The organism is Isoptericola sp. NPDC060185, from assembly GCF_042728595.1.
Lineage (GTDB): Bacteria > Actinomycetota > Actinomycetes > Actinomycetales > Cellulomonadaceae > Isoptericola.
Genome location: NZ_JBHWYY010000020.1, coordinates 1 through 16,799, shown reverse-complemented (window position 1 = coordinate 16,799; position 16,799 = coordinate 1). Strand labels below are relative to the sequence as shown.

The window sequence follows — 16,799 nt, the reverse complement described above, 5'->3', positions numbered from 1 at the left end:
ATAGGCTGGCCGGGTGACCTCCGCAGCTCCCGCCGTCCAGCGGTCGGGCGGTACCCCGAGCGCGCCGCAGCGGCCCTGGTGGCTCGTCGCCGCCGGGCCGGCCGCCGTCCTCGTCGCCGTGCTCGCCGTGCTGGCGGGCGGCGCCTACTCGGGCGCGTTCGAGGCGCTGAGCGGGTTCACCGACCCGGGCGCCGCCGTCCGGTTCGGGCTGCCCGTCGTCACTGTGCTCACCGAGGTGAGCCTCTCGGTGACCCTCGGCTCGCTGGTCGTCGCCGCGTGCCTGCTCCCGCCCGGCCGCGCCCAGACGCGGGTGCTCACCACCGCCGGCGCCGCGAGCGCCGTGTGGGCCGTCGCCGCCGTCCTGCAGCTCGTGCTGCGGTACTCCAACATCTCCGGCACGTCGCCCACGTCGCCCGCCTTCGGGCAGGGCCTCGGGCAGTTCGTCACCGACCTCGACCTCGGCAGGCTCTACCTCGCGATCATCGTCGTCGCGGCCGTGACGTCGGCGCTCGCGATGGCGGTGCGGGGGCCGGTGGGCGCGCTGTGGACCACGGTGCTGCCGGTCGCGGCCCTGGCCATGCAGTCCACCACGGGCCACGCCGCCGGCGCCGCGGACCACGAGCTCGCCGTCGGCGCCATGCTGCTGCACCTCGTCGGCGCTGCCGTGTGGGTGGGTGGCCTGGGCGCCCTGCTGGTGGTCGTGCTGACCCGGTCCGAGGGTCGGTCCGAGGGTCGTGGCGAGGGGCGCGACGACGGCCGCACCGCCGCCGCGGCGGTCGCGCGGTTCTCGCCGATCGCGGGGTGGTGCTTCGCGGCCGTCGGCATCTCCGGGATCCTCAACGCGCTGCTGCGCCTGGGCTCGTTCGGCGACCTGCTCACCCCGTACGGCGTGCTGCTGCTCACCAAGGCCGTGCTCATGGTGGGGCTCGGCGCGTTCGGGTTCGCGCACCGGATGTGGGTCGTGGACCGGCTCGGCCGTGCGGACTCGCGGGGCGCGGTGCGGCGCCTGTTCTGGCGGCTGCTCGCCGTCGAGCTGCTCGTCATCGGCGCCGTCTCCGGCGTGGCCGTGGCGCTCGGCTCCACCGCGCCGCCCGTGCCCGACGAGGTCCCCGTCGACGTGTCGCCCGCCTTCCAGCTCACCGGCCGGGCGCTCCCGCCCGAGCCGTCGATGGGGCGCTGGTTCACCGAGTGGAGCCTCGACCCGCTGCTGGCGTTCGCGTGCGTCGCCGGCCTGATCGTCTACCTCCGCTGGGCCGCGCGGCTCGCGCGGCGCGGGGACCGGTGGCCGGTGGGGCGCACGATCTCGTGGTGCCTGGGCATGGTCGTGATGTTCTGGGTGACCAGCGGCGGCCCGGCGGTGTACGGGCGCGTGATCTTCAGCGGCCACATGGTGCAGCACATGATCCTGGCGATGCTGGTGCCGCTGTTCCTGGTGCTCGCCGCCCCCGTGACCCTGCTGCTGCGCGCGATCCCGGCCCGCAAGGACGGCAGCCGCGGCCCGCGCGAGTGGGTGCTCGGCCTGGTGCACTCCCGGTTCGGCCAGTTCCTGGCCCGCCCCGTGGTGGCGGCGGTGCTCTTCGCGGGCGGCATGATCGCGTTCTACTACACGCCGGCGTTCGAGTTCGCGCTGCGCAACCACGCCGGCCACGTGTGGATGATCGTGCACTTCACGCTGGTCGGGTACCTGTTCGCGAACGCGCTGGTCGGCATCGACCCCGGGCCGAAGCGCCCCGGCTACCCCCAGCGCCTGCTGCTCCTGTTCGCGACGATGGCGTTCCACGCGTTCTTCGGCGTCGTGCTCACCACGGGCACGTCGCTGCTCGTCGCCGACTGGTTCGGCAACATGGGCCGCCCGTGGGGCCTGCCCGCGATCGACGACCAGCAGCGCGGCGGCGGCGTCGCGTGGGGCATCGGCGAGCTGCCGACGCTCGCGCTCGCCATCGCCGTCGCCGTCCAGTGGACGAATTCCGACGAGCGCGAGGCCCGCCGCCGCGACCGCAAGGCGGACCGCGACGGCGACGCCGAGCTGGAGGAGTACAACGCCATGCTCGCGAAGATGGCCGACCGCGACGAGCGCCCCCCGAGGTAGTCCGAGTCGGGGCGAGGTGGCGCGGGAGGCCTTGTCGCGAGGCGCACCATCCGCCTCGCTCGTTCCTCGCTCGGCTCCCGCCAGGCCCGACCAGCCTCGCGACAAGGCCTCCCGCGCCACCTCGCGGAGACGTTGCGCTGCCTCGTGCTCAGGCGGTTTGGGGCTGAGGCTGCGGGCGCACCCGCGGCGACAGGCCGGCCAGGGCGGCGACGTGCGCCGGGACCGGCTCGTGGGCGTGGGCGTCGGGGACCGCGGCACCCACGACGCGCCGCACCGGCACGTGCCCGCCCCAGCCCCCGGCGGCGACGTCGGCCGGGTCGTCGACGGGGCCACCGGCGCGGGCCTTCATGGACGCCTCGCGCAGGGGGACGGCGAGCACGGCGGTCGCGGCGAGCTCCTTGCGGGTCGCGGGGCGCAGCGTCGCGGACCGGCCCGGCGCCAGGTGGTCGACGATGGCGTCCAGGGCGCGCTCCCGCTCCGCCTCGTCGTCGACGAGGCGCGCGGTGCCGATGACGACGGCCGAGCGGTAGTTCACGGAGTGGTGGAACCCCGACCGGGCCAGGACGAGGCCGTCGAGCTCGGTCACCGTGACGCACACGGTCGCGTCCGTCGCCCCGACCAGCCAGCGCGCCGCGACCGACCCGTGCACGTACAAGGTGCCGCCGTCGTCGGGGCCGTCGAGGTCGACGGCGTAGGCGCACGGCAGCACGACGGGATGCCGGTCGCCGCCCTCGCCGACGTCGACGCCGAGGTGGGCGACCATCCCGTCGGACAGCAGGGCGTGCAGCTCCGCGCGGTCGGCGACGGCACGGTTCCGGCCGCGCCGCACGGTGGTCCTCGGGGTGGGGGAGAGTGCGTCCATGCCGCTAGCGTGGCCCTTGGCTGGCCTGCCGTCACGAGCCATTTCCGGGTGGGTCCAGCAGGCCACTTCGTCCTCGACATCGACCCCCGACATGCCCCCCGACGACAGGAGCCCGCCGTGGCAGCCCTCCCCGTCCGCCTGGACCGCGGCAGCCGCGAGCCGCTCGGCGCGCAGCTGTCCGGGCAGGTCCGCGACCTCGTCTCCCGGGGCACGTTGCGGCGCGGCGACCGGCTGCCCAGCACGCGGGCCCTCGCTGCGGACCTCGGCGTCGCGCGCTCGGTGGCCGAGCAGGCCTACGACCAGCTCGTGGCCGAGGGGTGGCTGTCCGCGCGCCGGGGCGCGGGCACGTTCGTCGCGTCGGAGGCGGTGCCGCGCGCCGACGTGCGACCGCGGCCCCCGGCGGGTCCGGGCAGCGGGCTGGTGCGCCTGAGCACCGGCGAGCCGTGGATCGACCCGCGCCACCGCGCGGGCTGGCGTCGCGCGTGGCGGGAGGTGTCGGCGGCGACGCCGCCCCGGGGCTACGACGACCCGTGCGGTCTGCCCGCGCTGCGCGAGGCGCTGGCCGAGCGCCTCGCCCGCACCCGCGGCCTGGTGGTGGACCCGGACGAGGTCGTCGTCACCGCGGGGACGACGGCGGGGCTGAGCGACGTGCTCGCCGTCCTGCCGCCGGGGCCGGTGGGCGTCGAGGACCCGGGCTACCGCGCCGCCGTCGCCACCGCGCGCGCATCGGGCCGCGCCGTCGTCGACCTGCCGGCCGAGGCCCGGCACGACGAGGCCGCGCTGCGCGGCCTGGCCGCGGCGTACGTGACCCCGGCGCACCAGCACCCCCTGGGCCGCGTGATGCCGGCCGACGACCGCCTGGCGCTGCTCGCCGCGTCGCGGGCCACGGGAGCCGTCGTCGTCGAGGACGACTACGACTCCGAGCTCCGCTACGACGTGGCGCCCGTGCCGGCGCTGGCCACCCTCGGCCGGGACCGCGTGGCGTACCTGGGGACGGCGTCGAAGTCCGCGCCGCCCGGGCTGCGGGTCGGGTGGATGGTGCCGCCGCCGGCGCTGCTCGACGACGTGGCGCGGCACCGCGGGCTCGTGCACGACGTCGCCGCCTGGCCCGTGCAGCGCGCCCTGCTGACCCTGCTGCGCGACGGCTGGCTCGACGCGGTGGTCCGCACCGCGCGGCGCGTGTACGCCGAGCGGGCGGCCCGGGTCGCCGCGGTCCTGGCGCCGCACGCCGCCCCGGCGGCGACCTCCGCCGGCATGTACTCGACGTGGCTCATGCCGCAGGACGCCGCGCTGCGCGCCCATGCCGCCGCGCGCGAGGCCGGCTTCGACCTGCCGCTGCTGTCCGACGCGTGCCGCACGGCCCGGCACACCGGCCTCGTCGTCGGCTTCGGGGGAGTGAGCGACGGCGAGCTCGACCGCGCGCTGGGCGCGATCCGGGCGGGGCTGGGCGGGTGACGTAGCGACGGGTCGCCGTCAGCGCGCAGGACGGCGACCCATCGCGACGTCACCGGGCCCCTCGCCGGCGCGGCCGCCGGGTCAGAGCAGGCCGTCGACGACCTTCGCGGCGAGGCCCAGCGCGGTGGTCGTGCCGAGCCCGTCCGCGACGGTCACCGTCGTGACGCCCGGCGCCGGGTCGGTGACGACGAACGGCGTGCCGGCGAACGGGCCGCGGCGCGGGCGCGGCACGGCGACGTCGGGCACGGACCAGCGCCGGCGCACCTCGAGCGGCCGCCCGAGCAGCACGGCGGCCTCGCGCAGCAGCAGCGCGTCGGCGACGTCGGAGCGCTCGGGGTCGCGGTCGAGCGCGGCGTCCGCGCGTCGCTCGGCGTCCGTGCGGCGGGCCTCGCCGAGGAGGAGCGCGCCGTCGGCGAGCGGGGTGAACGCGAGGTGGACGGCGGCGTCGAGGAGCTCGGGAGCCCCGGTGCGCAGGCGCTCGCGCACGTCCGCCAGCGCCGGGCTGTGGGCGTAGGCGGCGTCGCGCAGGAGGGTGCTGCCGCCGAGCACGACGGGGCCGGCCGGGTCGTGCGCCCGCCCCGGAGCGACGACGCGCAGGACCTGCCGCACGTCGTGCCGCAGGCCGGTGCGCGCGGCCTCGCCGGGGAAGAACCGGTCGAGGTCGGGGCCCACCGCCACCAGGACGCGCCGGGCCACGACCTCCCCGCGTGACGTGCGCACCAGCGTGCGACCGGTGCCCGCCTCGAACGTCAGCGCCGTCGTCGACCAGGCCACGTCGGCCCGGGGTCGCGCGTCGAGGGCGGCGGCGAGGGCCCGGAGCGCGTCGCGCGGGTCCACGCGCAGGTCGAGGGGGAGGAACGCGCCGCCGACCACGCCGTCCGCGGTCACGTGGGCCCGGTCGGCGGCCTGCGCGGCGTCGAGGAGCTGGGCGTCGCCGTCGCGCGCGGCGACGAGGTCGTCCAGGACGGCGAGCTCGTCGGCCGAGCGCGCGACCACGACGGCGCCCGTGTCCTTGACCCAGAACCCGGCCTCGCGCCCCAGCTTCAGCCAGCGCTCCCGCGAGGCGAGCGCGCAGGAGAGCGTGGCGGCGTCCTGCGTCGTGACGGCCACGTGCCCGCCGCGCCGGGCCGAGGCTCCGTCGGGCCGCGGGTCGCGCTCCACCACCAGCACCGAGTGCCCCCGCGCGTGCGCCTCGAGCGCGTGCGCGAGCCCCACGATCCCCGCCCCGACGACGACCAGGTCGGCGGTGGCGGGCAGCGGCGGCAGGGAGGAGGCGGGGTGGGACGAACGGGGCGACGGTGGTCTCACGACCAGACCGTGCCCGATGACGGCGGGACCCCTCAACCGCACGGGGCGCCGGCGCGGACAAGTTCAGCGAACGTTCATCCGGCGTTCCCCGTGGCCCCGCCAACGGTGCCGAACAGGCAGTTGACACCGTGATGGGGCCCGTCCGCTCCCCATAGCGGTGTCAACCGCCTGTTCGGCGGGCGGGTCGGTACGGTGCTCCGATGTCGATTCCCTCCGCGCCGCCCCGCGTGCTCGTCGTCGACCCCGCGCCGGGCGCCCGGGGGCCGGCCGAGCTGCGGGAGCTGCGGGGTCTCGGCGTCGAGCTCACCGTCAACGTGCGGCGCGTGCCCGGCCCGGAGCGGGCGGCTCTCGCCGAGCACGGCGCGGTGGTCGACCTCGACGGGTTCGACGGCGCGGCGCTGGTGGACGTGGCCGAGCGCGCGTCCGGCTTCGACGCCGTGAAGTTCCGGGCGGGCATCCCGCTCGACGCGACGGTGCTCGGGCGGCTCGCGGACCCGTCCCACGACCAGCCGTTGCGGGTCGTGGGGCGCGCCGCGACCGGCATGGACACGGTGGACGCGGCCGCGTGCCGGCGGCTGGGGATCGAGGTGCTCTCCACGCCGGGCGCGAACGCGGCGGCGGTCGCGGAGCACACACTGGCCCTGATGCTCGACGGCCTGCGGGGCGTGACCCGGCGCAGCGCGGCGCTGCACGCCGGCCGGTGGGCCGAGGCGGTCGCGCCGGGGCCGGCGCGCGGCCTGGCGGGCCGCCGCGTGGGCCTGGTCGGGGCGGGCGCGACGGCGCGGGAGGTGGCGCGGCTCGTGCGGGCGTTCGGCGCGTCGGTGGTCGTGCTGGGGTCGCCGCGGTTCACGGCCGCGGCCGCGCGCGAGCGGGGCGTCGAGCGGGCGGACTCGCTCTCCGCGCTGATCGGGTCGTGCGACGTCGTCTCGCTGCACGTGCCGCTCACGGCCTCGACCCGGGGGATGATCGGCGCCGCCGAGCTGGAAGCGATGCGACCTGGCTCGCTGCTGGTCGACATCGCGCGCGGCGGGATCGTCGACGAGCGCGCGCTCGACGCGGCGCTGCGGGACCCGGACCGCGGCCCGTCGGTCGCGGCGCTCGACGTCTTCGAGGCCGAGGGTGACCGGTTCGCCTCGCCGTTGGTGGGCAACCCGCACGCGATCCTCACCCCGCACGTCGCGGGGATGACGGCGGGCGCCATGGTCGAGTCGTCACGTCGGCTCGTCGCCGCCTTCGCCCGCTTCTACGGCGCCCCCGCCCCCGTCGCCGAACAGGCTGTTGCTCCCGGTATGGAGCCGTCCCGGGCTCCATCGCGGTAACAACTGCCTGCTCGGCAGGTGCTGTGGTAGACCGGGGCGCGTGACCCAGGACAACGTCGCCCCCACGCCCTTCGACGACCTCGACCGCTACGTGGAGATCCCTCGGGTCTCCGGTCTCTCGCTCAGCCCCGACGGCACACGCCTCGTCACGACCGTCCAGACGCTCGACGCGAAGCGCACCGGCTGGACGACGGCCGTCTGGGAGGTCGACCCGGCGGGCGCGGCCCCGGCGCGGCGGCTGACGCGCAGCCGCAAGGGCGAGTCGTCGGCGGTGTTCGCGGCGTCGGGCGACGTGCTGTTCGCGTCCGCCCGCCCGGACCCGGAGGCGGAGAAGGACGAGGAGGAGCCGAAGGCGGCGCTGTGGCTGCTGCCGGCGGGCGGCGGCGAGGCGCGCGTGGTGGCCACTGCACCGGGCGGCCTGGGCGGCGTCCTCGCGGCCCGCGCGTCCGACGTCGTCTCCGTCGCGGCGCCGGTGCTGCCCAAGGCGGCCGGGCTCGCCGAGGACGAGGCGCTGCGCAAGCAGCGCACGGACCGCAAGATCTCCGCGATCCTGCACTCCGGCTACCCGGTGCGGCACTGGGACCACGACCTCGGACCCGACGAGGACCGCCGCTTCGTGGCCCACCTCGCGGCCGACGACGCCCGCCTGGAGCTGCGCCAGGTGACCGGCGCGGGCCGGCAGCTGTTCGAGCACGGGGCCGACCTGTCGCCCGACGGCGGCACGCTCGTCACGACGTGGTCGGTGGGCGACCCGGGGGCGGCGCTGCGCTCCACGCTGGCGGCCGTCGACACGGCGTCGGGCGAGCGCCGCGCCCTCGTGGACGACCCGGACGCCGACGCGTTCGCCCCCGCGGTCTCCCCGGACGGGCGGTGGGTCGTGTTCGTGTCGGAGTCGGTGACGACGCCCGAGGAGGCCCCCGTGGTCCGGCTGGGCCTCACCCGCCTGGACGGCTCGGGCGAGCCGGAGGTCCTCGCGGACGACTGGGACCGCTGGCCGACCTCCGCCACCTGGCTGCCCGACGGCTCCGGCCTGGTCGTCACGGCCGACGAGGACGGCCGCGGCCCGCTCTTCCTGCTGACCTTCGGCCCCGGCGGGCCCGGTGCGGGCGAGCCCGTGACGGTGGAGCGGGTGACGGCCGACGCCGCCGTGTTCTCCGACGTGCGGGTCGCGCCGGACGGGTCGGCGCTCTACGCGCTGCGCACCAGCTACGCCGCGCCGTCGGAGCCGGTGCGGGTGGACCTCGCCGCCTTCGTCGCGTCGGGCGCGGCGGGCGAGCGCGAGCCCGTCGCTGCTGCCGCGCTGCTCGGCCCCGTGCCCGCCCCGGCGCTGCCCGGCACCCTCACGGAGGTCGAGACGACGGCCGCCGACGGGTCGCGCGTCCGGGCCTGGCTCGCGCTGCCCGACGGCGCCGCCGCGGACACCCCCGCGCCGCTGCTGCTGTGGATCCACGGCGGGCCGCTCGGCTCCTGGAACGCGTGGAGCTGGCGCTGGAACCCGTGGCTGATGGTGGCGCGCGGGTACGCCGTCCTGCTGCCCGACCCGGCCCTGTCCACCGGCTACGGCCAGGACTTCGTGCAGCGCGGCTGGGGCAGCTGGGGCGGCACGACGTTCACCGACCTCATGGCGATCACCGACGCCGTCGAGGCACTGCCCGAGGTGGACGCGACGCGCACCGCCGCCATGGGTGGGTCGTTCGGCGGCTACATGGCGAACTGGGTGGCCGGGCACACCGACCGGTTCCGCGCGATCGTCACGCACGCCAGCCTGTGGGCGCTCGACCAGTTCGGCCCCACCACCGACCACGGCTACTACTGGCAGCGCGAGATGACGCCCGAGATGGCGGAGGCCAACAGCCCGCACCGGTTCGTCGCCGACATCCGCACCCCGATGCTCGTCGTCCACGGAGACAAGGACTACCGCGTCCCGATCGGCGAGGGCCTGCGCCTGTGGCAGGAGCTGCTCACCGAGTCCGGCCTGCCCGCCGCCGACGACGGCAGCACCGTGCACCGCTTCCTGTACTTCCCCGACGAGGGCCACTGGGTGCTCGCGCCCCAGCACGCGAAGGTCTGGTACCAGACGGTCCTGGCGTTCCTGGCCGAGCACGTGCTGGAGACGGAGCAGGAGCTGCCCGACTATCTCTGAAGTTCCTCGCCGAACAGGCAGTTGACACCGTTATCGCGCCCCTCGAGGCGCGATAACGGTGTCAACTGCCTGTTCGGCAGCGGGCGGTGGGGTGCGGTGCCCGGTCAGGCGGGGGCGACGATGAGGTCCACGAGGACCTCGAGCATGGTGGTCGCGTCCTTGCGGGCGGTGTCGGCGGGGAGCATGGCGGCCCGCTGCCCGGCCTCGTGGGCGCCGAGGAGCAGGTCGATGGCGACGTGCTCGTCGATCGCGAACCGCAGGCCGAGGGCAGCCATGACGCGGTTCAGCGCGGCGATCATCTCCTCGCGCAGCACCTGCTGCTGGTCCACGTAGCGCTGCGCGACCTGCGGGTCGCGCAGCGCGAGCAGCTCGAACTCGAGCTCCATGACGCACCACGACGTCTTGGCGGCCGGGTCGGGCAGGACGGACGCGATGACCTCGCGCACGGTGGAGCGGAAGCCGTCCGGGGTCTGCAGCGCGGCGGGGTCGACGGTGGCGACCGCGCGCTCGAGGGCCCCGAGGTGGCCGCGCGCCTCGCGCTCGGTGAGCGCGAGGAACAGCTCCTCCTTGCTCGCGAAGTTCGAGTAGAAGGCGCCGCGGGTGAACCCGGCGGCCTCGCAGACGGCCTCGATCGACGCGGCCTGGACCCCGACCTGCGCGAACACCTCGAAAGCGGCGTCCAGCAGGCGCTCGCGGGTGCGCTCGCGCCGGGGCGAGCGGCCGGGGACGGCCGTAGCGTCGTCGGGGGCCACGCTGTCGGTGGTCAGGGCTCCTCCTCGGGTGCGGCCAGGTTCTCGGGTCTGCCGGGCTCGCGTCCGGCGCGGGCAGTGTGCCCGGCCCCGGCCCACTCTAGCCAATACGGCCATGTATCCGATACGTTCGTGCATCGGATACAGTGCCGTATCGAATCCCTGCTCCGTCGTCCCGGGAGAGCCTGTGTCCTCCGTCCTGTACTCCCTCGGCCGATGGGCCGCCCGGGCCCGGCGGCTCGTCGTCATCGGCTGGGTCCTCGTGCTCGCCGTCGTCGGCGGCGCGGCCGGCCTGCTCTACCAGGGGTTCGACAACTCCGTCACCATCCCGGGCACCGAGTCGCAGGATGCGCTCGACAGCCTCGCGGCCACGTTCCCGCAGGTCAGCGGCTCGTCCGCCCAGATCATCGTGGTCGCCCCCGACGGCTCCACCATCGACGACGCGGCGATGCGCGGCCCGATCACGGACGCCGTCGACGAGATCGGCGAGATCGACCAGGTCGCCGCCGTCACCTCCCCCTACGACGACCAGATGGCCGCGTCGGTCAACGACGACGAGTCGGCCACGCTGCTGACGATCCAGCTCGACGGCGACCAGTCCGTCATCACGGAGGACACGAAGGACGCGCTGCACACCGCGAGCGACGACCTCGCCGCCGCGCTGCCGGACGGCGCGCAGGCGAGCCTGGGCGGCGAGCTGTTCAGCGTCGAGTTCCCGGCGCTGAGCATCATCGAGGCGATCGGCGTCGTCGTCGCCCTGGTCGTCCTCATCATCACGCTCGGCTCGTTCGTCGCGGCCGGCCTGCCGCTCGTCAACGCCCTCATGGGCGTGGGCGTGTCGATGCTGCTGCTCCTCGCGGCCACGGTGTTCGGCCCGATCAACTCGACGACGCCGATGCTGGGCCTGATGCTCGGCCTCGCCGTCGGCATCGACTACGCGCTGTTCATCGTGTCCCGGCACCGCGAACAGCTCGGCCAAGGGCTCGACGTCGACGAGTCGATCGCCCGCGCCGTCGCGACGGCCGGCTCGGCCGTCATCTTCGCCGGCCTCACCGTGATGATCGCGCTGGTGGGCCTCGGCGTCGCCGGCATCCCGTTCCTCACGGTCATGGGCATCGCCGCCGCCGTCGCGGTGGGCGTCGCGGTGCTGATCTCCCTCACACTGCTGCCGGCGCTGCTCTCGTTCTCGGGCGAGCGGCTGCGGCCCAGGGCGCCGCGGGCGGCCCGGAAGCCGAAGGGGAAGGCGAGGGCGAAGCGTGCGGCCGCGCCCGCCGCCACTCCCGCGGACGGCGTCCGCCGCAACCGCTTCTTCGACGGCTGGGTGCGCGGCGCCACGCGCTTCCCCGTCCTGACGATCGTGCTGGTCGTGGGCGCCATCGCCGCCCTCGCCTGGCCGGCCACGAACCTCCGCCTCGCGCTGCCGGACGCCGGCTCGCTGCCCGAGGACAACAGCGCCCGGGTCACCTACGACCTCGTGGGCCAGGAGTTCGGCGACGGCTTCAACGGGCCCCTCATCGTCACCGGGTCGATCGTCACCAGCAACGACCCCCTGACGCTCATGGACGAGCTCGGCAAGGAGATCGGCACGCTCGACGGCGTCGCCGACGTGCCGCTGTCCACGCCCAACCCCACCGCCGACACCGGCATCATCCAGGTGATCCCCGAGGGCGGGCCCACGTCCGAGGAGACCAAGGCCCTCGTCACCGAGATCCGCGACCAGCACGACCACTACCTGGAGAAGTACGGCGTCGACCTGTCCGTCACCGGGTTCACCGCCGTCGGCATCGACGTCTCCGACAAGCTCGGCGCGGCGCTGCTGCCGTTCGGCCTCGTCGTCGTGGGGCTGTCGCTGGTGCTGCTCACCATGGTGTTCCGCTCGATCTGGGTGCCGATCAAGGCGTCGCTCGGCTACCTGCTGTCGGTCGGGGCCGCCTTCGGCACGGTGGCGCTCGTCTTCGAGGAGGGCGTGTTCGCCGACGCGCTCAACGTCACGACGCTCGGCCCCGTCATCAGCTTCATGCCGATCATCCTCATGGGCGTGCTGTTCGGGCTCGCCATGGACTACGAGGTCTTCCTGGTCTCCCGGATCCGGGAGGACTACGTGCACGGCGGCGACGCCCGCCGCGCCGTGCGCAGCGGGTTCCTCGGCTCCGCCAAGGTGGTCACCGCCGCGGCGGTCATCATGTTCGCGGTCTTCGTCGCGTTCGTGCCCGAGGGCGACATGACCCTCAAGCCGATCGCCCTCGGCCTCGCCGTCGGCGTCGTCGTCGACGCGTTCGTCGTGCGGATGACGCTCGTGCCCGCGGTGCTCGCGCTGCTCGGCGAGCGGGCCTGGCACATGCCGCGCTGGCTCGACCGCATCCTGCCCACGTTCGACGTCGAGGGCGAGGGCCTCACCAAGGAGCTGCGGCTCGCCTCCTGGCCGGAGCCGGACGCCACCGACGCCGTCGCCGCCCGGGACCTCGTGGTCGCGGGACCGGACGACGGCGCGCCGCCGGTCGTCGGGCCGGTCAGCGTGCGCCTCCCGGCAGGCGGCGCGCTGTGCGTGCACGGCGACGCGGCCGCCCCGGTCTCCGCGGTGCTGCTCGCGCTCGCGGGCCGCATGGCGCCCGACGCGGGCGCGGTCAAGGTCACCGGCCTCGTACTGCCCGAGCGCGCCATGACGGTGCGCGGCCGCGTCGCCGTCGTCGACGCCCTGGCCGAGCACGGCCGCCCCGCCCCCGCGGTCGACGCCGCGGTACGCGACGGCGCGCGGATCGTCGTCGTGGACCGCACGGACGCCGTCGTCGACCGCCCGGCGCGCGAGGCCCTCGCCGGCGCGCTCGCCCGGGCGCAGCACGGCGGCACCGCGGTGCTGCTGGGGGCCAGCGGCGTCGCCGCGACCGACCTGCTCGACGCGGGCGGCCCCGAGGGCGCAGGCCGCGAGGTCGCCGTGCTCGACGTCGGCGCCGGGTTCGGCGCGCCCAGCGTGCTCACCGGGGCCGACGTGCCACCGCCCCCGCCGTCCGCCGAGCCGGTCCACGCACCGGCGCCCGAACCGGTGCGCGAGCCGGCCGAGATCGACGAGGACACCCACGTGCAGGAGGTGCAGGCATGACCGCCGCGACCCCGACCCCGACGAGCGTCGCCGCCGCGCGCCGCAACCCGTGGAGCGTCGCCGCCGTCGCGCTGCTGCCGCTCATGATCCTCGGGCTGCTGCTCGCCGCCCTGTGGAACCCGCAGGACCGGCTCGACCAGGTGCCCGCTGCCATCGTCAACCTCGACGAGCCGGTCGAGGTGCAGGGCCAGACCGTGCCGCTCGGGCGGCAGTTCGCGTCCGGCCTGGTCAGCGGGGGCGAGACCGCCGACGGCGCCAAGGCCGCGCAGCCCGCGGCCGACGCGACCAACTTCGACTGGACCATCACCGACGAGGAGACCGCGACCGACGGCCTCGCGAACGGCACCTACGCCGCCGTCGTGACGATCCCGAAGAACTTCTCCGCCGCGGCCACGTCGATGGGCAACGACGACCCGTCGACGGCGAAGCAGGCCACCATCGACGTCAGCACCCCGCCCGGCGGGCGGGTCGCCGACGACGCGCTGGCCCGCGTCGTCGCCGCGACCGCCACCTCGGTCCTGTCCAGCACGCTCACCGAGACCTACGTGGACAACGTCCTCGTGGGCTTCAACGACCTGTCCGACGGCATCGGGCAGGCCCAGGACGGCGCGAACCAGCTCGCCGACGGCGCGGACCAGGCCGCGGGCGGGGCGACGAAGCTCAGCGACGGGGCCGGCCAGCTCGCGGACGGCGCGGGCGAGGCCGCGGGCGGCGCGTCGAAGCTCAGCGACGGGGCCGGTCAGCTCGCGGACGGTGCGAGCAGCGCCGCCTCGGGCGCCTCCGGGGTGGCGTCCGGCGCCTCGGGGCTCGCCGACGGTGCCGGTCAGCTCGCAGGTGGAGCCTCCGCCCTCGCCGACGGGGCGGACCAGGTTGCCACCGGCGCGCACGGGGTCGCGGACGGCGTCGCCGCGAGCGCGGACGGTGCCGACAAGCTGGCGGACGGAGCCTCGAAGACCGCCGGCGGAGCGTCCGACCTCGCCGACGGCGCCCACGCACTGGCAGGCGGCCTCGCGACGTTGGACAAGGAGACGGCGGACCTGCCCGCATCGGCGACCGAGCTCGCCGAGGGCACGCAGGCCGTCGACTCGCTGCTCGGGCAGTACTTCGCCGCCCAGGACGCCTGCACCGCGGGAGCCCAGGAGGGCTGCGACGCGATGGACAAGCTCCGACCGGCGCTCCAGAAGGCCGCGGGCGGGGTGGCCACGGGCGCCTCGGCGCTCGCCGGGAAGCCGGCGGCCGCGGGCTCGGACCCCACCGGCCTGTACGCCGTCTCCGCCGGAATCGGTCAGTCGAGCGAGGGCGCGACGAAGCTCGCCGGCGGCGCGGACGACCTCGCCGACGGCGCGGCCGGTCTTTCGGGCGGGGTGTCCGACCTCGCGGACGGCCTCGCCGACCTCGAGTCCGGTGCGACGAAGGTCGCCGGCGGCGCGGAGGGCGTCGCGTCGGGCGCGTCGGACCTGTCCGGCGGAGCGACGGCTCTCGGCTCGGGGGCTTCGAAGCTCGCCGGCGGCGCGTCGCAGCTCTCGACGGGCGTCGGCCAGCTCGCCACGGGCGCGACGGGCGTCGCCTCGGGGGCGGCGGACCTGTCCACCGGCGTCGGTCAGCTGGCGACGGGCACCGAGGGGCTGGCCACGGGGGCGTCCGACCTGTCGAGCGGCGTCGGGCAGCTCGCCACGGGCGCGGGCGACCTCTCCGACGGCCTCGGCGACGCGAAGGGGCAGATCCCGACCACCACGGACGACGAGCGCACGACGCTGTCGTCGGTGGTCGCGCAGCCGGTGAAGGCGCCGTCGGCGAGCGGCATCAGCATGGGCGCGTCGGGGCCGCTGTTCGCGGTCGTGGCGCTGTGGCTGGGCGCGTTGGCGCTGCTGACGATCTTCCCGCCCGTGCTGGCGGGGGCGCTCGGCTCGACGCGCGACTCGGTGCGCCTCGCGCTGCGTGCGTTCACCCTCCCCGCGGCCGTGGGCGCCGTCACCGGTGCCGCCGTCGGGGTGATCCTCGCGGCGGTCGAGAGCCTGGACGCCGGCGGCTGGGTCGGCGCGATCCTCGTCGGCGCGGTGGCGTCGGTGGCGTTCGTCGCCGTGCACCAGGGCTTCGTGGGCCTGCTGGGCAACCTGGGCCGCGGGATCAGCCTGCTCATCGCGGTGCTGCTCATCGCCACCGGCATCGTCGCGACCGTGCCCACGCTGCTGCAGGGCCTGGTCGACGCGCTGCCGGTCGGCGCCGCCCGCGACGCGCTCACCGCGGTGGTCGTGCCCGCCGCCGGCGGGCTCGGGATGGGCGTCACGCTGCTCGTGCTGTGGGGCCTGGGCGGTCTCGCGCTCGCCACGCTGGTCACCGCGCGCGGCCGCCGGCTCGGCGTGCGGCGGCTACTGCGCGCCTGACCGCGCTGCGGCGCGCTGCCAGCGCATGACGAGGAGGGCGTCGGCGCGCCGTCGCGCGGCGGCGCCCAGGTGCGCCACCTGACGGTGCTCCATCAGGGCGTGCAGGTCGTGGTCGAGGGCCCAGGTGAGGGCGCGGCAGACGTCGTCGGACTCGGTCGCGAGGGATCGTGCGGGTCTCACGGCAAGCAGAGATGTCCGACTCGCCGGTTTGTGACATCTGGTGTGTCACAGGCCTGCACCAGACTCTCGGCATGGACCTGACGACGGCGCGCGAGACCAAGGCACAGCTCACCGACTTCGCCCGTGACCTGGCCGAGCGTCACGGCGTGCCCGCCAGCCCGTACGCCGTCGGCGACGACGCGACGCCCGCCGACGTGGTGCGCGCCCCCACCCTGTCGCTCGGCCTCGCGCCGCAGGGGGAGGGCGCGTTCGCCATCGCGGTGCGGTACCGGCTCGGGGTGCCCACGGCGCGCTCGTTCGTGCGGAAGCTGGCCGCGGAGGCCGGCGACTCCGTGGACGTGCGGCGCACCGGCCGCATTCGCACCCTCGGCGCGCAGGTCCGCCCGCCGGTCGTGACGGCGCGCGCGCTCGGCGAGACCGACCGCGTGCGGCCGCTGCGGCCGGGGGTGTCGATCGCGCACGTCGACGTCACCGCGGGCACGCTCGGCGCGTTCGTCGTCAAGGCGGACGGCGGTGGCACCGAGGGCACCGACGGTGCGCGCTTCGTGCTGTCCAACTACCACGTGCTGGCGGGGTCGCCGTCGGCGCAGGTCGGGGACGTCGTCGTGCAGCCGGGCCCGGCCGACGGCGGTCGCGCGCCGGCCGACCGGGTGGGCACGCTCGCGCAGGTGGTGCCGCTAACCCCCGGGCAGCCCGCGACGGTGGACGCCGCGCTCGCGCTCCTGGACGACGGGATCGAGACCGACCCGACCTACCCCGTCGGCGCGGTGACGACCACGGCCGCCGCCGCGGGCGGCGAGGCGGTCGCGAAGATCGGCCGCACCACCGCGCTCACGCAGGGCCGGGTGACGGCGATCGAGATGGACGACGTGGTGGTCGGCTACGGCGAGGAGCTCGGCGCCCTGTCCTTCGACAACCAGATCGAGGTGGAGGGCACCGGCGGCGCGTTCTCGCGCGGCGGCGACTCCGGGTCGCTCGTCTACCGCGAGGACGGCGTGGCGATCGGGCTGCTGTTCGCCGGCTCCGAGACCGGCGGTGCCGACGGCACGGGGCTGACGTACTGCAACCCCGTCGACGCCGTCCTCGAGGCGCTGGGCGTCACCCTCGCCTGACCGCCGAGGTAGTCCGGATCGTGCCGAGGTAGTTCGAAAATCGCCGAGGTAGTTCGCATCCTGGCGAGGTAGTGGACTACCTCGCGGGCTTGCGAACTACC

The 16,799-nt window shown here is 76.0% G+C and carries 11 protein-coding genes; 7 read left to right on the top strand and 4 right to left on the bottom strand.

Annotation, left to right across the window (positions count from 1 at the left end; translation table 11 throughout):
- The first annotated feature begins 13 nt into the window (after nucleotides 1–13).
- A complete protein-coding gene (locus ACFWDO_RS09370; RefSeq protein ID WP_380318987.1) occupies nucleotides 14–2,089 on the top strand; it encodes a cytochrome c oxidase assembly protein in 2,076 nt (691 codons plus the stop codon).
- 148 nt (nucleotides 2,090–2,237) lie between these two features.
- Here the strand turns inward: ACFWDO_RS09370 and ACFWDO_RS09365 are convergent, their stop codons facing one another.
- Entirely contained in the window at nucleotides 2,238–2,951 is a 714-nt protein-coding gene (locus tag ACFWDO_RS09365; RefSeq protein ID WP_380318984.1) for a pyridoxamine 5'-phosphate oxidase family protein, read from the bottom strand.
- 117 nt (nucleotides 2,952–3,068) lie between these two features.
- On the opposite strand from ACFWDO_RS09365, the gene ACFWDO_RS09360 reads away from it, so the two are divergent.
- Nucleotides 3,069–4,406 carry a PLP-dependent aminotransferase family protein gene (locus tag ACFWDO_RS09360; RefSeq protein ID WP_380318981.1) on the top strand — a complete coding sequence of 446 codons (1,338 nt, stop codon included), beginning with the start codon at nucleotides 3,069–3,071 and terminating at the stop codon, nucleotides 4,404–4,406.
- 81 nt (nucleotides 4,407–4,487) lie between these two features.
- Here ACFWDO_RS09360 and ACFWDO_RS09355 read toward each other — a convergent pair whose 3' ends face one another.
- On the bottom strand, nucleotides 4,488–5,714 hold the full coding sequence (locus ACFWDO_RS09355) for an FAD-dependent oxidoreductase (RefSeq protein ID WP_380318978.1): 1,227 nt from the start codon (nucleotides 5,712–5,714) through the stop codon (nucleotides 4,488–4,490).
- Between the two features lie 200 nt (nucleotides 5,715–5,914).
- Between ACFWDO_RS09355 and ACFWDO_RS09350 the strand changes: the two genes are divergently transcribed.
- Together ACFWDO_RS09350 and ACFWDO_RS09345 are read left to right on the top strand one after the other, a co-directional pair.
- Nucleotides 5,915–7,033, top strand: coding sequence for an NAD(P)-dependent oxidoreductase (locus ACFWDO_RS09350; protein ID WP_380318975.1), 1,119 nt, complete (start codon nucleotides 5,915–5,917; stop codon nucleotides 7,031–7,033).
- A gap of 40 nt (nucleotides 7,034–7,073) precedes the next feature.
- Complete coding sequence (locus ACFWDO_RS09345) at nucleotides 7,074–9,176, top strand: alpha/beta fold hydrolase (RefSeq protein ID WP_380318972.1); 2,103 nt, start codon at nucleotides 7,074–7,076, stop codon at nucleotides 9,174–9,176.
- A 104-nt stretch (nucleotides 9,177–9,280) separates the two neighbouring features.
- Here the strand turns inward: ACFWDO_RS09345 and ACFWDO_RS09340 are convergent, their stop codons facing one another.
- Nucleotides 9,281–9,928, bottom strand: coding sequence for a TetR/AcrR family transcriptional regulator (locus ACFWDO_RS09340; RefSeq protein WP_380346913.1), 648 nt, complete (start codon nucleotides 9,926–9,928; stop codon nucleotides 9,281–9,283).
- 184 nt (nucleotides 9,929–10,112) lie between these two features.
- Here ACFWDO_RS09340 and ACFWDO_RS09335 point away from each other — a divergent pair, with 184 nt between their 5' ends.
- Nucleotides 10,113–13,022: an MMPL family transporter gene (locus ACFWDO_RS09335; RefSeq protein WP_380325971.1), complete on the top strand. Its 2,910-nt coding sequence runs from the start codon at nucleotides 10,113–10,115 to the stop codon at nucleotides 13,020–13,022.
- Nucleotides 13,019–15,406, top strand: coding sequence for a YhgE/Pip family protein (locus ACFWDO_RS09330; protein ID WP_380325968.1), 2,388 nt, complete (start codon nucleotides 13,019–13,021; stop codon nucleotides 15,404–15,406). Before ACFWDO_RS09335 ends, ACFWDO_RS09330 begins: the two co-directional genes overlap by 4 nt.
- Here the strand turns inward: ACFWDO_RS09330 and ACFWDO_RS09325 are convergent.
- On the bottom strand, nucleotides 15,392–15,586 hold the full coding sequence (locus tag ACFWDO_RS09325; protein WP_380325965.1) for a hypothetical protein: 195 nt from the start codon (nucleotides 15,584–15,586) through the stop codon (nucleotides 15,392–15,394). The two genes, ACFWDO_RS09330 and ACFWDO_RS09325, sit on opposite strands and share 15 nt — an antisense overlap.
- 71 nt (nucleotides 15,587–15,657) lie before the next feature.
- On the opposite strand from ACFWDO_RS09325, the gene ACFWDO_RS09320 reads away from it, so the two are divergent.
- On the top strand, nucleotides 15,658–16,698 hold the full coding sequence (locus ACFWDO_RS09320) for a hypothetical protein (protein ID WP_380325962.1): 1,041 nt from the start codon (nucleotides 15,658–15,660) through the stop codon (nucleotides 16,696–16,698).
- The last annotated feature ends 101 nt before the right edge of the window (nucleotides 16,699–16,799 follow it).

Excerpts from the sequence above, each read along its gene's own strand:
- ACFWDO_RS09365 (WP_380318984.1), bottom strand. The coding sequence starts at position 2,951 with ATGGACGCACTCTCCCCCACCCCGAGGACCACCGTGCGGCGCGGCCGG.
- ACFWDO_RS09350 (WP_380318975.1), top strand. The coding sequence starts at position 5,915 with ATGTCGATTCCCTCCGCGCCGCCCCGCGTGCTCGTCGTCGACCCCGCG.
- ACFWDO_RS09330 (WP_380325968.1), top strand. The coding sequence starts at position 13,019 with ATGACCGCCGCGACCCCGACCCCGACGAGCGTCGCCGCCGCGCGCCGC.
- ACFWDO_RS09320 (WP_380325962.1), top strand. The coding sequence starts at position 15,658 with ATGGACCTGACGACGGCGCGCGAGACCAAGGCACAGCTCACCGACTTC.